General features: G+C 61.0%; 15 protein-coding genes and 2 pseudogenes. 7 read left to right on the plus strand and 10 right to left on the minus strand.

Annotated features, from left to right (window positions below):
- Window positions 1–19 precede the first annotated feature (19 nt).
- From CKJ82_RS08860 to CKJ82_RS08870, 4 genes and pseudogenes are all read left to right on the plus strand, one after another.
- Window positions 20–3,226: a type I restriction endonuclease subunit R gene (locus CKJ82_RS08860; protein WP_095537829.1), complete on the plus strand. Its 3,207-nt coding sequence runs from the start codon at window positions 20–22 to the stop codon at window positions 3,224–3,226.
- Between the two features lie 95 nt (window positions 3,227–3,321).
- A pseudogene (locus tag CKJ82_RS08865) lies at window positions 3,322–4,561 on the plus strand (IS256 family transposase).
- Window positions 4,562–4,743: 182 nt separating this feature from the next.
- The gene (locus CKJ82_RS11685) at window positions 4,744–5,481 is read left to right on the plus strand and encodes a hypothetical protein (protein ID WP_133064057.1); all 738 of its coding nucleotides are present in this window, start codon (window positions 4,744–4,746) and stop codon (window positions 5,479–5,481) included.
- A gap of 316 nt (window positions 5,482–5,797) precedes the next feature.
- Window positions 5,798–6,229 (plus strand): annotated as a pseudogene (locus CKJ82_RS08870) (transposase); the annotation flags it as partial.
- Window positions 6,230–6,432: 203 nt separating this feature from the next.
- Here the strand turns inward: CKJ82_RS08870 and CKJ82_RS08875 are convergent.
- Window positions 6,433–7,641: an IS110 family RNA-guided transposase gene (locus CKJ82_RS08875; protein WP_095537864.1), complete on the minus strand. Its 1,209-nt coding sequence runs from the start codon at window positions 7,639–7,641 to the stop codon at window positions 6,433–6,435.
- Between the two features lie 521 nt (window positions 7,642–8,162).
- Here CKJ82_RS08875 and CKJ82_RS08880 point away from each other — a divergent pair.
- Together CKJ82_RS08880 and CKJ82_RS08885 are read left to right on the plus strand one after the other, a co-directional pair.
- Complete coding sequence (locus CKJ82_RS08880; RefSeq protein WP_240510741.1) at window positions 8,163–8,411, plus strand: DUF262 domain-containing protein; 249 nt, start codon at window positions 8,163–8,165, stop codon at window positions 8,409–8,411.
- 57 nt (window positions 8,412–8,468) lie between these two features.
- Entirely contained in the window at window positions 8,469–9,638 is a 1,170-nt protein-coding gene (locus CKJ82_RS08885; RefSeq protein ID WP_095537830.1) for a Fic family protein, read from the plus strand.
- Between the two features lie 27 nt (window positions 9,639–9,665).
- Here CKJ82_RS08885 and CKJ82_RS08890 read toward each other — a convergent pair whose 3' ends face one another.
- From CKJ82_RS08890 to CKJ82_RS08910, 5 genes are all read right to left on the minus strand, one after another.
- Complete coding sequence (locus CKJ82_RS08890; RefSeq protein WP_095537831.1) at window positions 9,666–10,757, minus strand: Wadjet anti-phage system protein JetD domain-containing protein; 1,092 nt, start codon at window positions 10,755–10,757, stop codon at window positions 9,666–9,668.
- Window positions 10,744–14,079 carry an ATP-binding protein gene (locus CKJ82_RS08895; RefSeq protein WP_095537832.1) on the minus strand — a complete coding sequence of 1,112 codons (3,336 nt, stop codon included), beginning with the start codon at window positions 14,077–14,079 and terminating at the stop codon, window positions 10,744–10,746. Before CKJ82_RS08895 ends, CKJ82_RS08890 begins: the two co-directional genes overlap by 14 nt.
- Window positions 14,076–14,663, minus strand: a complete 588-nt coding sequence (locus CKJ82_RS08900; protein WP_095537833.1) for a DUF4194 domain-containing protein — start codon at window positions 14,661–14,663, stop codon at window positions 14,076–14,078. The genes CKJ82_RS08895 and CKJ82_RS08900 overlap by 4 nt, the downstream gene beginning before the upstream one ends.
- Complete coding sequence (locus CKJ82_RS08905) at window positions 14,664–16,136, minus strand: DUF3375 domain-containing protein (RefSeq protein ID WP_095537834.1); 1,473 nt, start codon at window positions 16,134–16,136, stop codon at window positions 14,664–14,666.
- Window positions 16,137–16,380: 244 nt separating this feature from the next.
- Window positions 16,381–17,223: a hypothetical protein gene (locus tag CKJ82_RS08910; RefSeq protein WP_095537835.1), complete on the minus strand. Its 843-nt coding sequence runs from the start codon at window positions 17,221–17,223 to the stop codon at window positions 16,381–16,383.
- A 386-nt stretch (window positions 17,224–17,609) separates the two neighbouring features.
- Here CKJ82_RS08910 and CKJ82_RS08915 point away from each other — a divergent pair, with 386 nt between their 5' ends.
- The gene (locus CKJ82_RS08915; RefSeq protein ID WP_095537836.1) at window positions 17,610–18,017 is read left to right on the plus strand and encodes a cupin domain-containing protein; all 408 of its coding nucleotides are present in this window, start codon (window positions 17,610–17,612) and stop codon (window positions 18,015–18,017) included.
- Window positions 18,018–18,046: 29 nt separating this feature from the next.
- Here the strand turns inward: CKJ82_RS08915 and CKJ82_RS08920 are convergent, their stop codons facing one another.
- Genes CKJ82_RS08920 through cas1e form a run of 4 tightly spaced genes read right to left on the minus strand, consistent with a single transcriptional unit; the run spans window position 18,047 to window position 20,600 of the window.
- Window positions 18,047–18,478 (minus strand): DUF488 domain-containing protein, encoded by a 432-nt coding sequence (locus CKJ82_RS08920; protein ID WP_095537837.1) that lies wholly within the window; start codon window positions 18,476–18,478, stop codon window positions 18,047–18,049.
- On the minus strand, window positions 18,478–19,266 hold the full coding sequence (locus CKJ82_RS08925; protein WP_240510742.1) for an NADPH-dependent oxidoreductase: 789 nt from the start codon (window positions 19,264–19,266) through the stop codon (window positions 18,478–18,480). The genes CKJ82_RS08920 and CKJ82_RS08925 overlap by 1 nt, the downstream gene beginning before the upstream one ends.
- Window positions 19,267–19,320: 54 nt before the next feature.
- A complete protein-coding gene (cas2e, locus tag CKJ82_RS08930; protein WP_095537839.1) occupies window positions 19,321–19,665 on the minus strand; it encodes a type I-E CRISPR-associated endoribonuclease Cas2e in 345 nt (114 codons plus the stop codon).
- A complete protein-coding gene (gene cas1e / locus CKJ82_RS08935; protein ID WP_095537840.1) occupies window positions 19,662–20,600 on the minus strand; it encodes a type I-E CRISPR-associated endonuclease Cas1e in 939 nt (312 codons plus the stop codon). The genes cas2e and cas1e overlap by 4 nt, the downstream gene beginning before the upstream one ends.

The following is a 20,600-nucleotide window of genomic DNA, read 5'->3' on the forward strand; positions in this document are numbered from 1 at the left end:
AACTCCTAAGGAGAAGCTCATGCTGAGCGAAGAATCCCTCGAACTCATTGTTCAGGACCACCTGGCGGAACTGGAATGGCAGGCCGGCCACGGTCCGGACTTTGCGCCGGGCTCCGGCGAGCGCGACACGTGGAATGACGTCGTGCTGCGCGGGCGTCTGCGCAATGCCGTGCGCAACCTCAACCCGGGCGTACCGGAGGAGTACCTCGACCAGGCGATTGGTGAGGTCATCACGCCGAAGTCACAGTCCGCGATTGCGGAGAACCGGCGCATTCACCAGATTCTGGTGGAAGGCTACCGCGGTATCGAGTACATCGACCACGAGGGCAACGTCCAGAACCCGACCATCTATTTCTTGTCCTCACAGCCGCACAAGAACGACTACTTGTCGCTCAACCAGGTCACCGTTGCGAACCTGGACGGCGAGCGTCGCTTCGATGTAGTTTGCTACGTCAACGGGATGCCGCTGGCGTTTATCGAGCTGAAGAAGACGGGCGCGAATACCTCCGTCGAGGGCGCGTACAACCAGCTGCAGACGTACGTCAAGGAATTCGGCATGGCCTTCCGCTTTGCCAATATTGTGGTTCCTTCGGATGACCTCAACGCGAAGTACGGTACGCCGTTTACTCCGTGGAACCACTTTGCGCCGTGGAATGTGGATGAGGACGGCAGCCCGGTAGACCCCAACAACATGGTTGTGGCCGGCGAGCCGGTCACGCAGCTGGACCTGTTGCTTGATGGCCTGTTTAATGTGGAACGTTTTGGACAGCTCTACAGCGACTTCACGGCGTTCGATGACACGGCCGAAGGCCTGATCATGCGCATCGCGAAGCCGCACCAGTACTTCGCAGTGACCAAAGCTGTGGGTTCCACGATCACGGCGGCGCGCGGCGACAAGCGCGCTGGCGTCATCTGGCACACGACGGGTGCGGGCAAGTCCATGGAGATGGAGCTCTACACCGCCAAGATTATGCGACGGACCGAGATGCACAGCCCGACCGTCATTGTGCTCAATGACCGTACCGAGCTGGATGAGCAGCTCTTCGAGACCTTCAACCGGTCCACCATCCTGCCGGAGGCACCGCGCAATATCGAGTCGCGTGCTGAGTTGCGTGAGCTGCTCTCACAGAAGACCTCCGGCGGCATCTACTTCTCCACGCTCCAGAAATTTGGCTTAAATGGAAAGGGCGAGCTCCGTGAAAAGGAGCACCCGTTGCTCTCTGACCGCAGCAACATTGTGGTCATCGTTGATGAGGCACACCGCTCGCACTATGGCTTTGGTGACACCGCGGCTGACGGTTACGCACAGCACCTGCGTAATGCACTACCGAATGCCACCATGTTGGCGTTTACCGGTACCCCGCTCAAGGAATGGGATCGCAACACGCGCAAGGTCTTCGGCGATGACGTCGACATCTACGACATGAACCGCGCCGTCGAAGATGGCGCCGTGGTACCCGTCTACTTCGAGCCGCGCCTCATCCCGCTCAAGCGCATTGCTGGGATTACCGATGACGAGATTGATGACACCGCTGAGGAAGTACTTACGGGTCTCGACGAGGTGGAGCGCGACCGGATTCAGCGCTCCGTCGCCGCGTTGGAAATCATTTACGGTTCCGACGACCGCTTGGATGCGCTCGCTGAGGACTTTGTTCGCCACTGGAAAGACCGCCGCGAGAACATGCAGGAATTCATCGGTGCACCGGGCAAAGCCATGATCGTCACCGCCACGCGTTCCATTGCAGCACGCCTCTACTCCAAGATCGTGGCGCTGCGCCCTGAGTGGCATTCGGATGCCGATGACAAGGGAAAAATTAAGGTCATCTACTCTGCCGCGCCGTCCGACCCGGATGAGCTCAAGGTCCACATGCGCCGCCCGAGCGCGCTCAAGGCGGTGAAGAACCGCATCAAGGACGTCGACGACGAGCTGGAAATCGCCATCGTTCAGTCCATGATGCTCACCGGTTTCGATGCGCCGCCCCTGCACACGCTCTACATTGACCGCTCGCTCAAGAGCGCGCTGCTGATGCAGACGCTCGCCCGTGTGAACCGCACATTCCGAGACAAGCAAGACGGTCTCCTCGTGGCCTATGCTCCGCTGGTCGAGAACCTGGAGAAGGCGCTGGCTGAGTTCACCCTTAACCCTTCCGACGACGGCACGAAGGTCACAGGCCAGGACGTTGAGGAAGCGCTCAATCTGGCGAAGGGATTCCTGGCTCGTCTCGACGACATTGTGGGAATCGAATGGAAGAACACCGCTTTCATCGATGACGCCAACCTTCGCCGCGCGTTGCTCGATGTCACTGGTTTCCTTCGCAACCCAAGAACCGAAGGCAACTACGACCCCGAGAAGCCAGACGCGCGTCCCGTCGCTGATGAGTTCAAGCGTCAGGCTGGAAGGCTCGCGCGTGCATGGGCGCTTGCGTCCAACAGCCCTGCCGCCGATGAATTCCGTCCGAGCGTGCAGTTCTATTCCGAGGTCAAGAACTGGCTCATCAAGCTCGATGCAGGCGACCGCGTGGCCAATGGCGAGCCGATTAGCGACTCCATCCGCAACGCCCTAGGCAAACTGGTCGTTGATTCGGCTGAGGCCACCGGTGTCATCGACATCTACCGCCAGGCCGGGATTGAGATTCCGAACTTGCAGGATCTCACCGTCGACCTGTTCAAGGACAAACAATCCCCCTCTGAGGTCTCGTTGCTCATCGACGGCTTGCGCCGCCAGCTCCAGCAGGAAGCCCGCACCGCCACAGGAAACAACGAGCTGCGCTCCAAGCAGTTCTCCGAGCGGATCACCGAGCTGATGAATCGGTACACCAATCAGCAGCTCACGGCCGCTGAAATCATCGCTGAACTCATTCGCCTGTCCAAGGAGATTGTCAAGGAAAGCAAACGCGGTGAACAATTCACCCCGCCACTGGGCAATGACGAGCTCACCTTCTTCGACGCGGTGTCGACAAACGAATCCGCAACCGAGCTCATGGACGACGAAGTTCTTGCTGAAATCGCACGCCAGCTCGTTTCCATGCTGCGTCGCGATGCCAAGACCGACTGGACAGTACGTGATGACGTACGTGCGAAACTACGCCGCTCGGTCCGCAGGTTGCTACGCGACTACAAGTATCCCCCGGACAAGGCGCCGGAGGCCATCAAGCTCGTGCTTGAACAGATGGAGAAATTCGCGCCAAGGTATTCAGCGGCGGTTGCGTCCCTTAGTGTGGTGTAACGCTTGCTGATGGTGGGGCCCCAGGAAGCAATGGGCGGCCACCGCCAGTTAACCTTTCGACTCAACTTCCACATCTCACCGAAAGGCACATGACGATGACCGCTGCACCTCGTTCTATCGACCCTGCAACCTACTTGGATGGTCTGCTCGCCCAAGCCTCTCCTGATTTGATGCGCCAGATGCTGCAAGGGTTTATCAACCAGATCCTCTCCGCCCAAGCTGACACCGTCTGCGGCGCCGAATACGGCGTTGCCTCCACCGAACGGCTCAACCACCGCAACGGGTACCGCCACCGCGACCTTGACACCCGTGTCGGCACGATCGACGTGGCGGTACCGAAGCTGCGCCACGGCGCGTTCTTCCCGGCCTGGCTGTTAGAGCGACGAACGCGCGCAGAACGGGCCTTATCGACCGTGATTGCGACCTGCTACCTGAAAGGCGTCTCCACTCGCAGGATGAATGATCTCGTGGCAACGCTTGGGATTTCCAACATGTCGAAATCGCAGGTCTCACGCATGTCGGAGGAACTCGACGAGATGGTTGCCGATTTTAAAAACCGCCCACTTGATCCCGGCGGATACGCCTATTTGTCATGCGACGCGCTCACGATCAAAGTCCGTGAAGGCGGCCGGGTGGTCAAATGCTCAGTGCTGCTTGCCACTGGGGTCAACGCCGACGGATACCGTGAGATGCTAGGCATGCACGTCGCCACAGCTGAGTCCAACGCGTCGTGGAAAGGCTTCTTCCAAGATCTTAAAAGCCCGTGGGCTTCGCGATGTCTACTTGGTCACCAGTGATGCCCACGAAGGCATCCAGCACGCCATTTCCGAAATGCTGCCCGATGCGTCGTGCCAACGCTGCCGCACCCATTTCGCGAAGAACCTCTACGAAAAGGTCCCGAAAACCCAGTGGCCGATGGTCTCTGCGATGTTCCAAACCATCTTCCAGCAACCTGATGCCCAATCCACCTGGGCTCAAGCCCACGAGGTAGTCGATCTGTTGGAACCGAAATTCCCGCAGGTTGCGGCGTATTTGGAGGAGTTGCTCGATGAAGTGTTGGCGTTTATCGCAGCCCCGAAACCAGTGTGGACGAAGGTGTGGTCGAACAACCCCACCGAGCGGTTAAACCGTAAGATCCGTCGGCGCACCGATGTCGTGGGCATCTTCCCGAACCGCGAATCCATCATCCGACTTGTCGGCGCGGTCCTTGCCGAGCAGCACGATGACTGGATTCAGCAAAAGCGCTACATGTCACTATCCGCACTCGAACAGACCAAACACCTCATGCACCGAAAAGGAGACGACCATGACGATCAGCACCAGCTAACCGCCTAACCAAACCCCGAACTTTATACCGAGCCGAAAGCTAGACGGCTACACCACTCCACGGGACTTGACCGAGTTTTCAAGGTATTTTACAGAAGGCGGGTTTTGAACGCCTAAAGGCTGTAAAGTCTGTTGAAGGAGCCTGGATGCAGAATAGGAGTTACCCCTTGAACAAGCTAAACTGGTGTGCAGTGGCCTTCGTAGCTGCAGCAGCTGTGACGGCTGCGCCGACCTCTGTGGCTGCTGAAGCTAGCGATTGGAATGCCGACCAGATCTTTCAGTACATGTCGACAGAGGATCTGGCTCAATACAACTACTATGGCTCTGGCTTCGTGGTGAGTACCGGGCCTAATGAAACATTCGTTTCGGTTGTGAACTCCGCCTGCGATTTTCCTCGCAACCTTGTGGCAGTCGAGGATTTGGTTGGTGGGTATTTTGGGAAATGTACATTCAACTCTTCCCGTGGCCTACCACTTTCGATGGTGCTAAGCGCGGCGGCGAAGGACGCTGTTGAAGACCTAATTGAACCTAGCCGGTGGGATGAGGCGACAGAACAGGTTGACGAAATCGCTAAAACCTTAACAATTGTCGATGACCCTGAATATCCACAGCTGAAGGGGACTACCGGTAGCAAAGCATTGTTGCTTCCGGGTAAAGCAGGTGAGCGTGAGGTGACTTTTAGCTTCCAGCCGACTATTGGGCAAGCAGAGAATCGAACGATCACACTTGTCACACCGCCACGGTATGCAATGTCGGATTGGAAGTACGACGAACTGAATCAACCAAAGAAACAGTCGCAGCCTCCGTCAGGCAACGTCGATGACGGCAGCTCTACAGCTGGCATCGTGATTGCTGTAGTCGCAGCACTTGCCGCGTTGGCGGGCATCGCAGCATTCGCGTGGCCGCAGCTGCAAAGTCTTCTCCCTTAAGAGACTGTCTTGCTGCTGTGGTTGCCGCCAAAGACCGCGAGGTGCTGCGCGATGGATTCAGTTTTGGAGCTGTTGAGGGCGTACAAAAGTGGCATCGGTGTCCTTGGTGAAGCGGGGTTGGTCTGATTAATTCAGATACAGCAGCCGTGGCGCCCCGGGTGGAGGAGCGGATTACGTCACTGTCTGTTCACCGACGCTCTTGATGAACTATGTGTCGTAAATCTCTACCAGTCCTTGGTAGACTAACTCTCGGCCTGACTTCTCCCACGCTTTCATAGCAGCGTGAACCGTAACGCCTTGCGACGACGAGGAAGCCGACTCGCAAGCGGTGTGGAAACAGGCCCACGGCATGGTGGAATTCTGCCGGCAGAAATTCCCGCACGTGGCAGACTACCTGGAGGAATCACTCGACGAGCTGCTCGCGTTTACCAACACGCCAAAAGCCGTGTGGACCAAGGTGTGGTCGAACAACCCCACCGAACGGCTCAATCGCGAGATCCACCGGCGCACAGACATCTTCGGGATCTTCCCCAACTGCGAGGCCGTGATCCGCCTGGTTGGCGCAGTCCTCGACGAACAACATGACGACTGGATCCAGCAAAAGCGCTACATGTCGCTGACAAGCCTGCAACAGACTAAATCATCATCTCCAGCACTGTCATCGGCGCCGCCGAGACCACTGAGGACGCTGCATGATGACGCACCAACACCGATCACGCGCCGGACCGTAAATCCATCACGCTGCTAGTTCTATCGAAAAGGCAGATACACCACACCACCGGACTTGACCCAAGGTCCTCGAAGGGGGGTGTTCCTATATAGGTTGTCAACTCCGTGGGTGAGGTTGCCGGGGGTGTGAAGGGTTTCTGCTTCACGCTGTGGATGTTGTTTTCGGGCATGCTGAAGAGCCGATTGGGCTTCCTGCACAATCGGCTTCGGGGCTTGTAGGGACTAGACCGCTGCGGCCTTTTGGGCTGTGGGGATGTCTCTGTAGAGCTCTCCGCTGCGCATCATGGCGAAGAGGACGTTGAGGCGTCGGCGTGCGAGCGCGACGACTGCGGCGTTGTGTCTTTTGCCTTCGTTGCGTTTTCGTTCATAGAATTGCCGGGAACGCTCGTGGAATCTGATCGATGCAAAAGACGATTGCCATAGGGCGTTCTTCAATTTCTTGTTGCCGGCCCGGTTGGGCGAATTCGACATGATCGACGTTCCCGACTGATTCGTCCGTGGCGACAGGCCTGCATAGGAAGCCAGGTGTGCTGCATCGGGAAAGTCGGACATATCGCCGACGGTCATAAGGATTTGCGCGGCGCTACGTGGGCCGATGCCGGGCATGGACAAGAAAATCTCGGTCTGAGGAATGTCCTGGATCAGCTCGAGGACCTGGGCTTCGATCTCTTTGCGGTGCTCCAGCTTGGCTAGTGCATCTTTGGCGGACATTGCTACGCCAAGTTCCGCGTATTCTGCGCCGGCGATGGATACCGTCTGGCCGTGGATTGCAGCAAGCATGGCATCGATAACTGGCTCAGGATTACGTGCCTTGTGACGACGTGCGAAAGCTGCCAGCCGTGCTTTGCCGACGCGTCGAATCTTGGTGGGGCCACCGTATTTCGCCAGAAGGTGGAGAATCCACTTACGGTGAATCATCTGCCCACGCAGGACATTTTCGAATGCGGGGTAGGTGCCCACGAGCGCGGATCGCATCTGGTTGATCAGGCGTGTGTAGGCGCGGGCGAGGTCTTCGTCGATACCGTTGAGGACTTTCAGTTGGAGGAAGACTTCCTCAACGCGGTCAACACTACGCAGGGCATCCGGAAGGTTGAGGCCGGCATGGGCGATGACATAAGCGTCGCGTACATCGGTCTTGGAGTTGCCGAGGTGGATACGTGAAAGCTGGCGCATGGCAAGCCCGGGGAGGTAGCGAACGTCGGCGCCCATTGCTTGGGCGACTGCGACGGTTAGCCGGCCGATGTTGTTGGGCTGATCGACGACGACAAGGACCTCGGCGCCATCGGCCAGGAATTTGCCGAAGAGCTTGCGTAGCGAGCCTTCGTGCTGGTTGATGCGTTTGGATAGGACTTGTCTGCCCTGGGGATCGAGGACGCAGGCGTGGTGGAAGTATTTGCCGACGTCCATGCCAATGACGAAGTCATAGGCCATGAGTCTGTGCCTCCTAGCGATGAGTAGAAAGTTGGAGTATTTACGCTTCATCGCTGGGGTGGTCGGACATACTTGCGCTGGCATCCACATTACTGTGAGACCTCATGCCACCTGGGCCGGGTCAAGTTCCTATTAGCAGTTTGAGTATGTCACTGTCTTCGGCGACATCACCCCCCGGATCATTTTCTTAACAGGGCGAATATGAGCCATGCCGAAGCCAGCGACTAGTTCCACTGTCCTTTCGGACGGCGGGAACGGACATAAACATAGCCCGCCCACTCGGGGGGGGACGGGCTATGAATCTTCGGTGCCCTAGCGTGGAACTGCTAACAACGTAATGGGGAAATATTTGCTCTCAAAGGGAGGCTGCATTCTGCCATGGTGCGTGGAAACTCGTTGTTCGCTTCGTTAACGCTCGAGTGTCGCTTCTCGAAGAGGTTTTTTATATGGGGCACTTTGCGCGAGGTCAATGGGTTATCTCTGGTCAGAGACATGCTGTCGCCAGTGAAGGAGTTTCCCGTATGGGTTTTCAAACCCCGATGATTGAGCTCGAGAAATTTCTGGAGCGAACCAATAACGGATCGATCCAGTTGCCAGATTTCCAGCGTGGCTACAAATGGGACGAAGAGCGAGTCCGGCAACTACTCATCACGGTGCTGCGAGGACACCCCAAAGGCGTGGTCATGCTTCTGGAGACTGGAAACGACCAGATTCGATTGTGGGCAGGCAGCGGAATACGCTTTAGCGTTTTTGCAGATATCAAAACTTAGGCATATAAGTTTTAGCGTCGAGTTAAATCATAAAGGATTGCGTGCTAACTTTGCTTCATGGGTTGGCCAAGTATCTCTTTTGAGACTTTGCCGTGGCGCGCTGAGGTTGAGAACCTGTCGCGGCGCGCTCAGCTGCGCACGCCAAGCCAATACGAGAGCGCTATCGTGCCGCATATCGCTGGCGAAGAAATGCAGCTCCGTCCTGAGACACTTGCCGCTGCGGATAAAGCGACTATCGCAGTGACGCGCTATGACGCTACGCATGCCACAGATCTTTTTCCCTTCATTCCATTATTGCTGCGCGGGGAATCGGTGGCATCGAGCAGAATCGAACAGCTGACCTCCTCGTCCAGGAAAATTTTTGAAGCTGAACTTTCCGGCGCCGGGTCCGCGAACGCCAAGTTGATCGTGGCGAGTGTTCGGCAGATGCAGCGCGCGATTGAGGTCGATTCAGCCACGACTACGACGCTTTTGGCGATGCATAGCGTGCTTCTGCAGGACTCCGCGCCGGAGATCGCGGGTACGTTGCGCGAGCAAGCAGTGTGGATCGGAGGGCCGGATGATCACCATCCGGGTGGTGCACTTTTTGTGCCGCCACACCAAAAGCATGTTCCAGCACTGTTGGAGGATTTAGAAGCCTTCATGGCTCGCCGCGATGTCCCGGTGCTGGCGCAGGCGGCCATCGCGCACGCCCAGCTTGAAACGATTCACCCCTTTGCAGACGGCAACGGGCGCACGGGGCGTGCGCTGGTACACGTGTTGCTGAAGTCGCGAGGGCTTAGCGTGAACGGGCCGGTGCCGATCTCTGCGGGGTTGTTGTCCAGAGTCGATGACTACTTCGCTGCCCTTGATGCGTACAGGCAAGGCGATATTGACCAGATTGTGGCGCTGTTCGCAGCAAGTGCGCTCGAGGCTGTTGAACATGGGACGTGGATCGCGCATGAGTTGGAATCAGTGCTGGGGGAGTGGCGGCAGCAGCTGACTGCCCGCTCCGACGCCCTGGCGTGGAAGGTCTTGCCGTTGCTTTTGCAGCGCCCAGTGCTTACGACACGCGTCGTGGTCGACGAGCTTGGAGCGTCTCTGGTCTCAGCGGGAAATGCGCTGGAAACTCTCGAACAGGCTGGCATTGTAGTCGCGGCGCAGCTGGATAAACGGACGCGTTCGTGGCGAACCCCCGACGTGCTCGAGTTGCTGGACGAGTTTGCAGAGCGGAGGCGGCGCCTATGACCAAGCGGCGCTAGCTCGCCCGCTTCTCTACCCATCCCGCAACCGCTCTACCGCGTAGTCGAAAACGATGCGTTCCTGCTCGATGCGCAGGCATCCGCCTGCGGAGTGGCTGCGCAGGTAGTCCAAGGCGTCGGTTTCTGTGGCGCTCAGTCGCGCTGGGGTGAAGCGGCTGGGGTTTGGCTCTTCGACGGCGAGGGCGTCGTGGTCGCGGGCGGTGTCGATGTCCATGAGTATCGACCGGGTGTGCGGCAGGTACTTGCGTACCGTGTCCAGGATGTAGAAGCCGTAGGAGTCCAAGTCGCCCCAGTACAACACCTCTTTTGAAGCAAGCCACGGCAGCCGCTTCGCCAGTACCTGTGCCAGCAGGCCGCTGCTGAAGATCGCGATGGTGTCCGGCATATCTGGCAGGGCGAGGAAGGTGTGGTGGTTTTCCACGAACAGCACGCGGTGGGCCGGCAGATCGATGAGTTCAGAAAGCGGGCAGGACCAGTGCCGCACCCCGCAGAACGCCACGCTTGCGTCAAGGCTACGTAGCTCCACCAGGACGGGCTTGTCGCGAAATCCCAACTCGCCGACTACGGCAGTCAGTACTGCGCGGTGGGCCTCCACCCACTTAGAATCCACGCCGAAGATCGGGAGCTCGCGGATGTAGTAGGCGGACGGGTCATGCGTGCGCAGCCACCGCACCACGCTGACAAAGCGGGCGACGGTGGCATCATCCCACGCCTCCCACGCAGCGAGCTTGTTTATCAAGGGGCTACGGACGTCGTCGCCAAGTGAGGCGGCAAAGCCGTCGAGCAGCGTGTTGATGCGCAGCCAATGCTTAGCGCGACCGGCAACGCGGGCAGCAGTGGCGGGGCTGTCCAGCACTACGCGCGCCGGGAGTGCGTAGGTGCCCAGGTAGCCGAGCTTCTTCTCCTCCCACTCCGCAGTGATGCGGCTGCGCTTCCATTCCTGGATCCAGGCCTGCACCGCGCGCCCCTCATCAAGCTCGGCGGCACGGCCCGTCGGTGGCAGCAGGTTCACCGTGAGCGGCGAGAAATCGCCGGCAAGCCAGGCCCGGTGGTTGCGGGCATAGAACGTGGCAGCGCGTGTGCGTACCTGGTCACAGGTCTTCATCGAGGGCCTCCTCGATGGTGAGTGTGCTGGTCTGCGAGTGCTTGCGGTCCGGGCACTCCACCATCAGCACGCCGCCGATGTAGTCCTGCACCGTCTGCAAAAGCTTCTCGGGCGTGGCGAGGATCATGTGGAATCCGAACTTTCTGAACGCTCCCATGGCCGCGCGCGTGAATTCGGCGTCGGCGCGGTCGAAGGCTTCATCCAGCACGATGGTGCCAAAGCGGGGGTACATCGCATCCTCAACCTCGACCACGGATTTGTTCGCTTGCGACGGGTTCGCGCCCATCCCCGTGAGCCGGTAGCGCAGCGCGGCGGCGAGGCAGAAGGAGGAGAGCTTCTGGGCCTGGCCGCCGGAGAGTCCTTCGGCAGAGTCGTATACTGCGCCGCGGACGCCGTCGGTGCCGTACTCCACGCCCAGGAACTTCACGTGCTGACGCGTGTCCAGGCGCAGCTTCTGTTCGCGGGCGCTCGTGGTGTCGGAGATCGTGACCGCCTCGATCACCTCGCGGATTGTGTGGAAGCGGCGCTCGCTGTCCTCTAGATCGGCCTCGTTGATCATGCCGTCGAGCGTGGCGTCGATAAGCTCGATGAACTTGCGGGCGATCTGCGGCTGCGCCTCGCGGACCTCAATTTGCAGGTGCGTGCCGGGGTAGAACTCGACCTGCGCCAGGGAATCGTTGATGGTTTGGATGGACTTGCGCGTATTGCTGGCGGCCTCGCGGATGAGGCGGCGGAGGCGGCCGAAGTGCGTGCGCGTCTGTTCTTGGAGGAGGTCCTTGAACTCCTGCTCGAAGCTCGGCAGGTTCTCCGTTTCAAGGCGGTCCAGCTCGGACAAGAACGCCTGCTGGTAGCTCTTGTCCGCCTGCAGGTCGCCCTTGCGGCTCTCCCACTTGTGCAGGTAGCGGTGCATTGCGTCGAGCATCCGGCTCTCGCACTTGAGGTCGCGGCGGTTGAGTTCGTCGAGCTCGGCGGTGATGGCCTTGCGCAGCTGCTCGTGCACGCGGTCGATATTCTTCTCGTCGATGGTGCCGGCACGCTTGGACAGCCTGCCGTGGACCTCCTCCGGTGGGGCTCCGCGCTCGAGGCGCGCCTGAGCCTCGGCAAGCGCCTGTTCCGCCTGCTCGAGCTTTTGGCGCAGCCCGCCGCGCTGTTCAATCAGCCCGTTGAGGTGGCCTTGGGCCTGGCCCAGTCGCTTCTCGCGGACTTTGAATTGCTTCTTCAATTCGGCGACCTCCGCGTTGCCGTCGGTGAGCCGGTCCACCAGCTCCTGCGACTCTGCGAGCAGGCGGGCCGCGGTCGCGGTGTCGATCTCGCTGAAATCTGTTGTCTCTTGGAGACGCTCCACCGTGGAAATCTGGTCGCGGGCCGTCTTCATACGGCGCTTTGCGGTATCGCGCGCCTGCTCCGCCTGCGCTAGCTCCTTGCCCACGCGTTGCAGCTCTACGTGCAGTGCGTCGATCTTGTCGTCCAGATTGCCCCACAACACCCACGTGCTCGTGTCGTCGATGCGCCGGCGGTCGTCCTTCACGTGGTCCGCTTCGCTGTGCTTGACCTGGCCATTGCGGGTTACCGCGCGACGGGCGCGCCGGAACTCATCCAGGGACTCGCAGCACTGGTGGTCGAACCGGCGGGCGAGCTGCGACTGCACCCAGTTGTAAAAGCGCCCGTCGGCCACGTCGATCTTCGTGCCGAGCGTGCCGTGTTGAAAGCTCCGGGGCGCCGCGAACTCCTGCTCCGGTGTGATGCGGGTGTACTGCAGCTTTGCGCCAAGGTGCGTGGCATCAATAGCTGTCGAGACTGCGCGGTAGTGCTCTTCGGGTACCAAGAGTGTGCGGGCGAACCCGCCCATGACGCGCTCGGCCGCGCCCTGCCAGGCGCCTTCGCCTTGACTGACAGAGATGAGGTCGGCCACAAACGGCAGGTCTTTCTCGCGGATGCCGGCCGCGTCGGCGATTATGGCGCGAGCTCGCAGCAGTCGAGAATCCATCGCTGAACTGTACTTGTGCAGCGTTTGCAGCTCGGTCTTGAAGGCTGTCTGGGTCTCCTGCAGCTTGCCCACGAGCTGGATCGCGGTGGTAGCTTTGGCGTCTTCTGCGTCGTGCTGCGCGCACAGGTTGTGCAGGTCCTTTCCCAGCTGGTGTGAAATGCGCGCAAATTCCTCCGCTGAGCCAGGTGGCGTGAGTTGGAGCACCCGCAGCCGGGAGGCGAAGGCTTCCGCGGCCTTGTTGACCTGGTCGAGGCGTGTGCGGCGGCTGTCGCGGGTCATTTCGGCCTTGGCCAGGCCGGTGTCCTGTTTGCCGTCGATAAGCTGGCGCAGCTCCTCGCGCTCGCTGCGAAGCGTCTCTACTTCAGCCTCGCCGGCCGTGATCGCGCCGCCCAGCGCTTCGAGGTCGTTGCGGTGCCGCTCGCAGGCGCGCTCGGCGAATTGCGCCTTCCAGCCGAAGACGAAGGGGTCGAGCCACGCCTGTTCCTCGGCCACAACCGCGGTGGCACGGGCGATCTCCTCGCGAGCATGCGCGGCTTCGCGGACGGGAACGAGGTGCTCGATCTGCTCACGCGCGTTTACCACTGCGGTGTAGGCGCCGTGCAGCGCGGTGAAGTTCTCGGCCGCCTGTTTGGCCACGGCAAACGTGTCGGGCTCCGGAAGCATGAAGGTGCGCATGAGGTGGTTGAGATCCCCCAGCGTCTTCGCTGATTGCGTGCGGTGCAGGAGCTCGAGCGCGCCACTGTCGGCGATGCCCAGCGCTCGCTGCAGCGCGGCGATGAACTGCGGGTGCTTGCGCCCCACGTTCAGCGCATCGCCGTAGTCCTGCTTCGCCTGCGTGATCGGCAGGTTCTTCACCGCAAGCGTTTCAAACTCCGTGAGATCCGCATCGCGCGGCAGTAGCAGATACAGGTCCGTGATGTCCTGGTCAGCGTGCGCGTTGGCGGCGAGGAACATGAGCCTGCAGGCGGTGATCGTCTCGCCCGTGCCGTTTTCGTAGCGAAGGAGCACACCGCTCCACGTCGCGCCGTTCCGGAGGTACGAGCGGGTCAGCTCATCCAAGTCCTCGGAGTGTTCACGGCGCCACGCCCCGCGGCAGTACGTGATCATGGTGCGCCCGGAACGCTTTTGGTTGTCCGCAGCGGCGTTGAACGAGCGCTTGCTCGGCGGGACCAGGATGGCGGAGATGGCGTCGATGAGCGTGGACTTGCCGGAGCCGGAGGGGCCGGTGATGAGGTAGCCTTCGCGGGCAATGTCGACGCTGTGCAGGCCGTTGAAGGTGCCCCAGTTGTAGACCTGGACACGGGAGAGGCGGAATTGGCCGGGGATGGTGGTCATGGCTGCTGCTCCAGAAAGGTGCGGAAGGATTCGGTGATTGCGGCGATCTCCTCGCCGGAGAAGACGATGCGCAGGACGGGGGAGACCTCGAACCGGCCTTCGGTCGGGGTGTCGATGACTATTGAGTTCCGCTTCATCTTGTTCCACGACGCCGTGAACTGCTTGCGTGGATTCGACTTATCGGTTGTGGATTTCCCCTGGTAGGGCACCGTGGCCTCGAAGACCTCGTCTTCGTTGACAATCGTGCGCTCGGTGGGGCTGGTGGAGACGAGCTCGCGCCGCAGGTGCAGAATTATGACCGTATCCATGAAGGTCAGCGAGGTCTTGCGCAGCATCGCGCGCTTGTCGGGGACGTCCACCTCCCACGCCTTGGTGTAGGCCACGCCCGCGTCATCGTCCACGATGAGCGTGAGGAAGAGGTTGTCCAGCTGCTGCGCGAGCACTTCGCGAGACCCGGACACGGTCTGAAACACCTCCGGCGTCTTGATGCTGGACACGTACGGGCCGCGGATGAGCTCCGCGAGCGCCCTGCGCTGCGGGCCGGTGAGCGTGCCGGTGTCGCCGTCGTAGAGTTTGTTGTCCATTTATGGCCGTCCAATCGTGGTGTCGAATTCAAACCGTTCGTATCGCGCGCGCAGCCTCGTACCGTCCGCGCGCGTCCAATGCAGCAGCTCGGTGCCGTCCCTTCGCTCGCCGTGCCTGCGCGCAAGTTTGATCAGCCCCACCACGCTCGCAAGCCCCTGGGTCGCAGGGTGCGCGGAGAGCACATCGCTTATCGACGCCCTGCCGTCCCGCTCCACCACGTCGTTCACCGCCCCGCGCAGCTCCTCCCAGTCGATCTCGTTCTCCCGGATGCGCTGGCGCATCGCCTCCATATCGATCGACCCCTGCTCATTGATCTCCATGCCGCGGTCGATCTTGTACTCCATCGGGTCGTGCAGCTTCCAGCTGGACAGTGACGTCGGCTGCATCGTTGTTAACTCCAACTCAACACCGACCGGGCTGTGGGTGCCGATGCCCTCCTGCGCGAGCTGCAGCGCCATCTGCTGCGCGGCGTTGATCGACTTGATCAGTGCCTGCTGGGACTCGGCTTCACGGGATTGCACAAAGCGTCGTAAAGAGCGCGAAAGGTTGGTCATGGAATCGTGGACTTGGCCCGACGACACGTCCAGCGTGTCCACGAATTGGCCCAGCTCAGCGCGCTCCATCGGCGAGAGCTTGCGCACGAAGTCGCGCGACAGGACGGTACTCACGGTGGCGTCGAGCTGCTTCGACTGCTCCGGATCCAAGAAGACCTCGTAGAAGCCGCTAAACGCTTTGCCAGCCTCGGACTGCGTGATGAGGTCCACGCCACGGAACACGTTTTCCAGCACGTCGCGCGCGTGAAGCTTCTCCTCGACGATGGACTCACGAAGCTCCCGGTCCACGTCCTCGATCTCCTCGCGCACCCGCGAAAAATCGGTGGGAAGGTCGCTGACCAGCGACAGGATCTCTCGCGCCTTCTCCACCGCTTCCTCGTCCGAGATGGAGACAACGCCGTTCATACGAACCTGGTCGATCCGGTGTTGGATCGCATCGCGCTGCGCCTCCAACCTGCGGATCGCGTTCGCCTCGTCTTCGTCGGTTTCGGCGGCGAGGTCGCGCAAGCCAGTAATGAGGGTGCTCAGCCGCGACTTTGTCACCGACCGCTGCGGATTGGTGAGCTGCTGCACGTAATCGATCGCCACGTGGGCGTCGGTGGACAACTCGTACAGTTCCTCGCGGGTGCCCTGCGGGCTGCGGCGCACCAAGTACCCATCCTTGACCCAGTCATTGATGTAGGCCACACCGGTCTTCGGCAGCTCCATGTCGGTCTGCTCCCGGATGTCCACCAGCATGGCGTCGACGGCGAGCGCGAAATCGGAGCCGGCGACCTGGCGATTATCCCCTTCAAACACCGACCGCAAGATGGCCAGGACGGCGGGGGCATTCTTCGCGCGAAGTATCACCCAGGCCGGGTTCGAGGTGGATAGCCTGAGCTGCTCAAGCGTCGTGGCAACCACTGAGATGCTGTTCATGCCTTCAACTTAGCAACGGCACCGGACATGACCTGCGGTTTTCTCGAACGGGTGGGCGGTTGGCCTCGATGGAGCTAGCTCCATCTACAACAGCGCCGACCGGAAAACCCCCAGGTCGCGGCCTGGCGGTTGGCCTACATGGAGCTAGCTCCGTTTGCACCAGCGCCGCCTCTGTCGCCTGGCCTGGTGAAACGCCCACGAAACGCCCACAAAACGCTCACGAAACGCCAGCCAAGCCAGCCAACTACCCGCCCATCCCAGACTTCCACGCCGCGAGCGTCGTGTGCAGCGGGCGCGGCGCGAAGTTCACCGTGTACGCCCCCGGCTCCGCCTCCGCCTTGAAGCACAGCACCCCGCTGTTGGTTTGCCCGTGCTCAAACGTCAAGTTCAAGTGGTTGAAACCGGGCGCGTAGCTGGGCTCCACGGTCTTCCCGCTCGGCATGGTGAGCACGAAGTCGCTCTTGGAAATCCACAGCTCGTCATTGGTCATGTTGAGGAATGACACGTCGTGGCAGAGGATGTTGTCCTCGCCGTATTTCCCCATGTCGCGCACCGGCCCGACGCCGATGCGCATGCCCCCGACATTCGCCACCTCGCCGGCCTCGAGTGGCGTGAGCTCGAAGGCGCTTTTCGACGGAGCCTCCATCCCCCTCGGACTCACCGGAACCGGATCCTGCACCCCGGAATTTGGGTCGTAGTCGTCCGGGCGGTACATGGCGGGCTCCTCGCCCGCCTCCTTGGCTTGCGAGATCCGCTCATCCACCGCCCCGAAATTCGGGAACTCAGCCTCTGCCGTCGGCGACTGTTCCCGACCTTGCGTAGTCTCCGCCCCGCTGGGACCATCGGTCATCGAGGTGTAGATCAACCCGATCGCCCCGGCCACCGCCAGCGCCAACACGATGACGACCCACCAGTTCTTGAACTCAAACAGCGTTCTTTCCTCCGGGTCGGAAGGGACGTCGTCGCGCCAGTGCTGCCCCGACCCGAACTCGCCAGGCCCGAACACACCGGACCCGTCGGCCCCGGGCTGGTTCGAACTCGGTTGGTACGAGTAGTGCTTGTACGGATTCGGGTTCTTGCTGCTCATGTGCTGGTCCTTTCGGGAGGGCCGGCGAGGCCGCGCCGGGCGCGGCAACGCTTCGAACACCCCTCACAGTACCGGCCGGCGCGCCCCTGCACACGCCCCGCGACAGCTGCCACGTTTCCCGAATCCACCCCCAAGCCCCGCCCCGTACCTCGACGCCCCGCCACCCAAACGGCGCTAGCTCCTTTTGCACGTCGTGCACCTGCAAAACCCCAGGTCGCGACCCAGCCGCCGACCCAAACGGAGCTAGCTCCGTTTGCAGCCAGCCCCACCACCTACACGCCCCCCGATATTCCACGTCCCGAGCCGGTAAAATTGCCCACAACACCCCGAACAACAACCAGAACAACACCCCAGAAACCACCCCAGAAACCACCCCAGGAGCAGCGATGAACCAGGATCTCCCCGTCAATCGCCCGGAGGTGTTCGGCGACGCCGACTCCACCGACGACGCCGACCGCGCAACGCGCATCGATACCGTGAACGCCGTGGAACCGAAGCCGGGCGGCGCGCGCCCCGCGGTCAAGCGCATGTTGCAGGGCGACGGCGCGAACCTCATCGTCTTTAACTTCTGCCCAGGCCAGACGCTTCCGGACCACAAGGCGGCGCACCCGATCACGGTGCAGTGCGTCAGCGGATCGCTTGAGTTCGAGTGCGGCGGCGACCGCTTCCCGCTGCAGCCGGGCGAGGTCGTTCACCTGCGCGCCTACGTGCCGCACGCGGTGTACTGCCCAGATAGCGCCCCGGAGGAGGGCAACGTGCTCCTGCTCAGCATGCTCACCGGAGAACGCCACTGAGCCAAACCACTGAGCCAAACGCCGCAAGGTTACAGGTGCACGACCTCCACGTCGTCCCACGCGTCGGCGAGGTACTCGGCGGCGACGAGTCGGTGGCAGGTGCTGGGGTCGGCTTCGGAGCAGAGGAGCACGGCGTCGCTAAGGACCGACCGATCGAGCGACGAGACCTCGCCGTCGTCGTATTCCGCGCGGAGCTTGCGCGCGAACTCGTCGAACTCGATCTCGTCGTGCCGGTAGGCGTGCATGAGGTCGGCGCTGGGCGCGAGCGACACCTCGTGCGTGTACGGCATGTCCAGGATGACCTTGAGGAAGTAGCGCAGGTCGTCCTTTTTGGTAAAACCGGCGAGTTGGTTCGTGTTGGAGCGGCGGATGTCCACCACGCGCCGGGTGCCGGACTCGCGCAGGATGTCGAAGAACTCTTCGGCGCTTTTGTGCGAAAACCCGAGTGTGTACAGGCGCATTAGATGATGAATCCTTGCCAGCGGGCGGCCTGCAGCGATTCGTCGAGAAGCTCGCGCTTCGGTGTGAGCTGCTTGACCACCTGGTTGATGTAGCTGTCCACGCGCTGGTTTGCGTTGCGGAGGTCGTAGTACGTGGTCATCTCCTGGTCATAGTCCGCGAGCGCCTCGGACCAGCTCATGCGGTGCTGGTAGCCGTTTTCCATGACGCGGAATTCCGGCGCCATGCGCGGCTTGAGCTGCGGATTCTGCCCCGGCCAGCCGAGCGTGAGGCCGACGACGGGGAACGTGTAGCGCGGCAACTTCAGCGTCTCGATCACCGCGGCGGTGTCATTGTGGATGTTGCCCAGGAAGTTCGCGCCGAGCCCAAGCGATTCGGCGGCGTTGACCACGTTCTGTGCCATCAGGCACGCGTCGGTGAAGCCCTCCACGAACACCTTCGTCTTGCCCGCGCCACTCGGGTCGTAGCCCTGTTCGCGCAGGATGGCGGCGTTGCGCGCGGAATCCACGATGAACAGCAGGTACACCGGCGCGCGCTTGACGTACTCCTGATTCCCGATCTCCGCCAGCCGCTCCCGCAGCGCCGGATCCGTCACCCGAATAATGCTCGCGTGCTGCATCCCGCGCGAGCTCGCCGTGCGCATGGCCACGCGGTACAGCGTCTCCAGCGTCTCGTTGCTGACGGGCTGGTCGGTGAACTCGCGAATCGTGCGGTGCGTCAGCTGCGCGCGCACCGCCGGCGGCGCGTCAATAGAGAGGTCTTCGGGCTTCGGTGCCATGTCATCATGCATGCTCCCAACGCTACCGCAGGGGCAATCGCTTATCGACGCCCCTTCGCTCCCTCATCAACGCCGCCCGTACCGCCGGCGCTGCGCCCGCGCGTTGCTCCAGCCGGTTCGGCGCGTCCCTTTCTGCCGTTTGTGCTTCCGCATCATGAGAGTGACCCCGTCGAAGTCCGTCGGTTCCCAGTCATGTTTATGCTCCCGGAACTCCATGCCCTGCTCATTGTCAGATGAGTGCACGAGTAAGGCGCGCCCGTCCTTGCACAGATCGACGGTCCGGTCCCACAACAGATCGCGGACTCGTGCGGAAGGGTTGCCAACAAACACGCCCGGGCTGAGCTCCATGAGCCATTTGGTCAGGTCACCGCGGAGACCGGCGGGACAGGCGGTGACTACGAGTACTATCACGTCGAGATCTCGTCTTCCGACCAATTGACACCTGACGCGATAACTTCCAACTCGCTCCAGAGCATCAGCTCGGCGTCGGAATACGGCTCGTCATCCGGGACGTCCATCACGTATTTCAGGTCTTTGACCATTCGCTGCATGAGGCGTTTTTCCACGACAGCGTCGCGGACCAGGCGTCTCACCACGACGTGTAGAACCCCGCTTGCTCCCGCGACGGCGTCGAATGCAGCAGGAATGGCGATTTCTGCCTTGTAAAGGTCGGCGATGTCGTACACGAATGCCCGATCGGTTCCTGTATGCACTACACCGAGAGCAGGAACGAAACCCAGACCGGCAATCACAGCATGCGCGATACCGTACAGGGCCGCGCTTGCTGCCGTTAACGCCTGATTAATTGGGGTAGAAGAGTCGAAATCGTTCGGATCGTAGCTGCGCCGGTCCCAGTACACACCGGTACGCTCCGCCTCAGCTGCGTATACCTTTTTCATCCGAGAGCCTTCTCGCCCGCGGAGCTGTTGCATCGTCAGTTCAGAGACGTCTTCACCCGGGAATCGAAGTGAATACATTTTTCGAGCACAATCGAGTCGCTTCCGCTGATGCGTAACAATCTCGGCTTGCAAAAGCGCCATCCGCGAGGATTTCGCCGGTGGTCGCCCGCTCGCGTAATACCGCACACCTCGTTCTCCGACCCATACTGTTGATGTCCCAGCATCACCGAGAAGCGCCATTGCAGCATAGGTAATTCGTGTTCCTGGCCCGAGGAGGAGAACTGCGAGCTGGGTCGCAGGGACATGTGCAACCCCGCGCTTATCGGTAACTGTTAGGGCATTTCCGTCGCGGTTCACGGTTGCGCGTTCAACGTAAAGAAAGGACAACCGATCACCCATCTGCGCCAGAGCGCGACGGGTGATCGGCAGTTCCTGAGGCGTAGGCAC

This window comes from Corynebacterium gottingense, from assembly GCF_002285125.1.
Lineage (GTDB): Bacteria > Actinomycetota > Actinomycetes > Mycobacteriales > Mycobacteriaceae > Corynebacterium > Corynebacterium gottingense.

Coding starts and splice junctions, on each gene's coding strand:
- CKJ82_RS08885 (WP_095537830.1), top strand. CDS start 8,469: ATGGGTTGGCCAAGTATCTCTTTTGAGACTTTGCCGTGGCGCGCTGAG.
- CKJ82_RS08915 (WP_095537836.1), top strand. CDS start 17,610: ATGAACCAGGATCTCCCCGTCAATCGCCCGGAGGTGTTCGGCGACGCC.
- CKJ82_RS08925 (WP_240510742.1), bottom strand. CDS start 19,266: ATGCATGATGACATGGCACCGAAGCCCGAAGACCTCTCTATTGACGCG.
- CKJ82_RS08895 (WP_095537832.1), bottom strand. CDS start 14,079: ATGACCACCATCCCCGGCCAATTCCGCCTCTCCCGTGTCCAGGTCTAC.
- CKJ82_RS08910 (WP_095537835.1), bottom strand. CDS start 17,223: ATGAGCAGCAAGAACCCGAATCCGTACAAGCACTACTCGTACCAACCG.
- CKJ82_RS08900 (WP_095537833.1), bottom strand. CDS start 14,663: ATGGACAACAAACTCTACGACGGCGACACCGGCACGCTCACCGGCCCG.
- CKJ82_RS08920 (WP_095537837.1), bottom strand. CDS start 18,478: ATGCGCCTGTACACACTCGGGTTTTCGCACAAAAGCGCCGAAGAGTTC.
- CKJ82_RS08860 (WP_095537829.1), top strand. CDS start 20: ATGCTGAGCGAAGAATCCCTCGAACTCATTGTTCAGGACCACCTGGCG.
- CKJ82_RS08875 (WP_095537864.1), bottom strand. CDS start 7,641: ATGGCCTATGACTTCGTCATTGGCATGGACGTCGGCAAATACTTCCAC.
- CKJ82_RS08880 (WP_240510741.1), top strand. CDS start 8,163: ATGGGTTTTCAAACCCCGATGATTGAGCTCGAGAAATTTCTGGAGCGA.
- CKJ82_RS08890 (WP_095537831.1), bottom strand. CDS start 10,757: ATGAAGACCTGTGACCAGGTACGCACACGCGCTGCCACGTTCTATGCC.
- CKJ82_RS08905 (WP_095537834.1), bottom strand. CDS start 16,136: ATGAACAGCATCTCAGTGGTTGCCACGACGCTTGAGCAGCTCAGGCTA.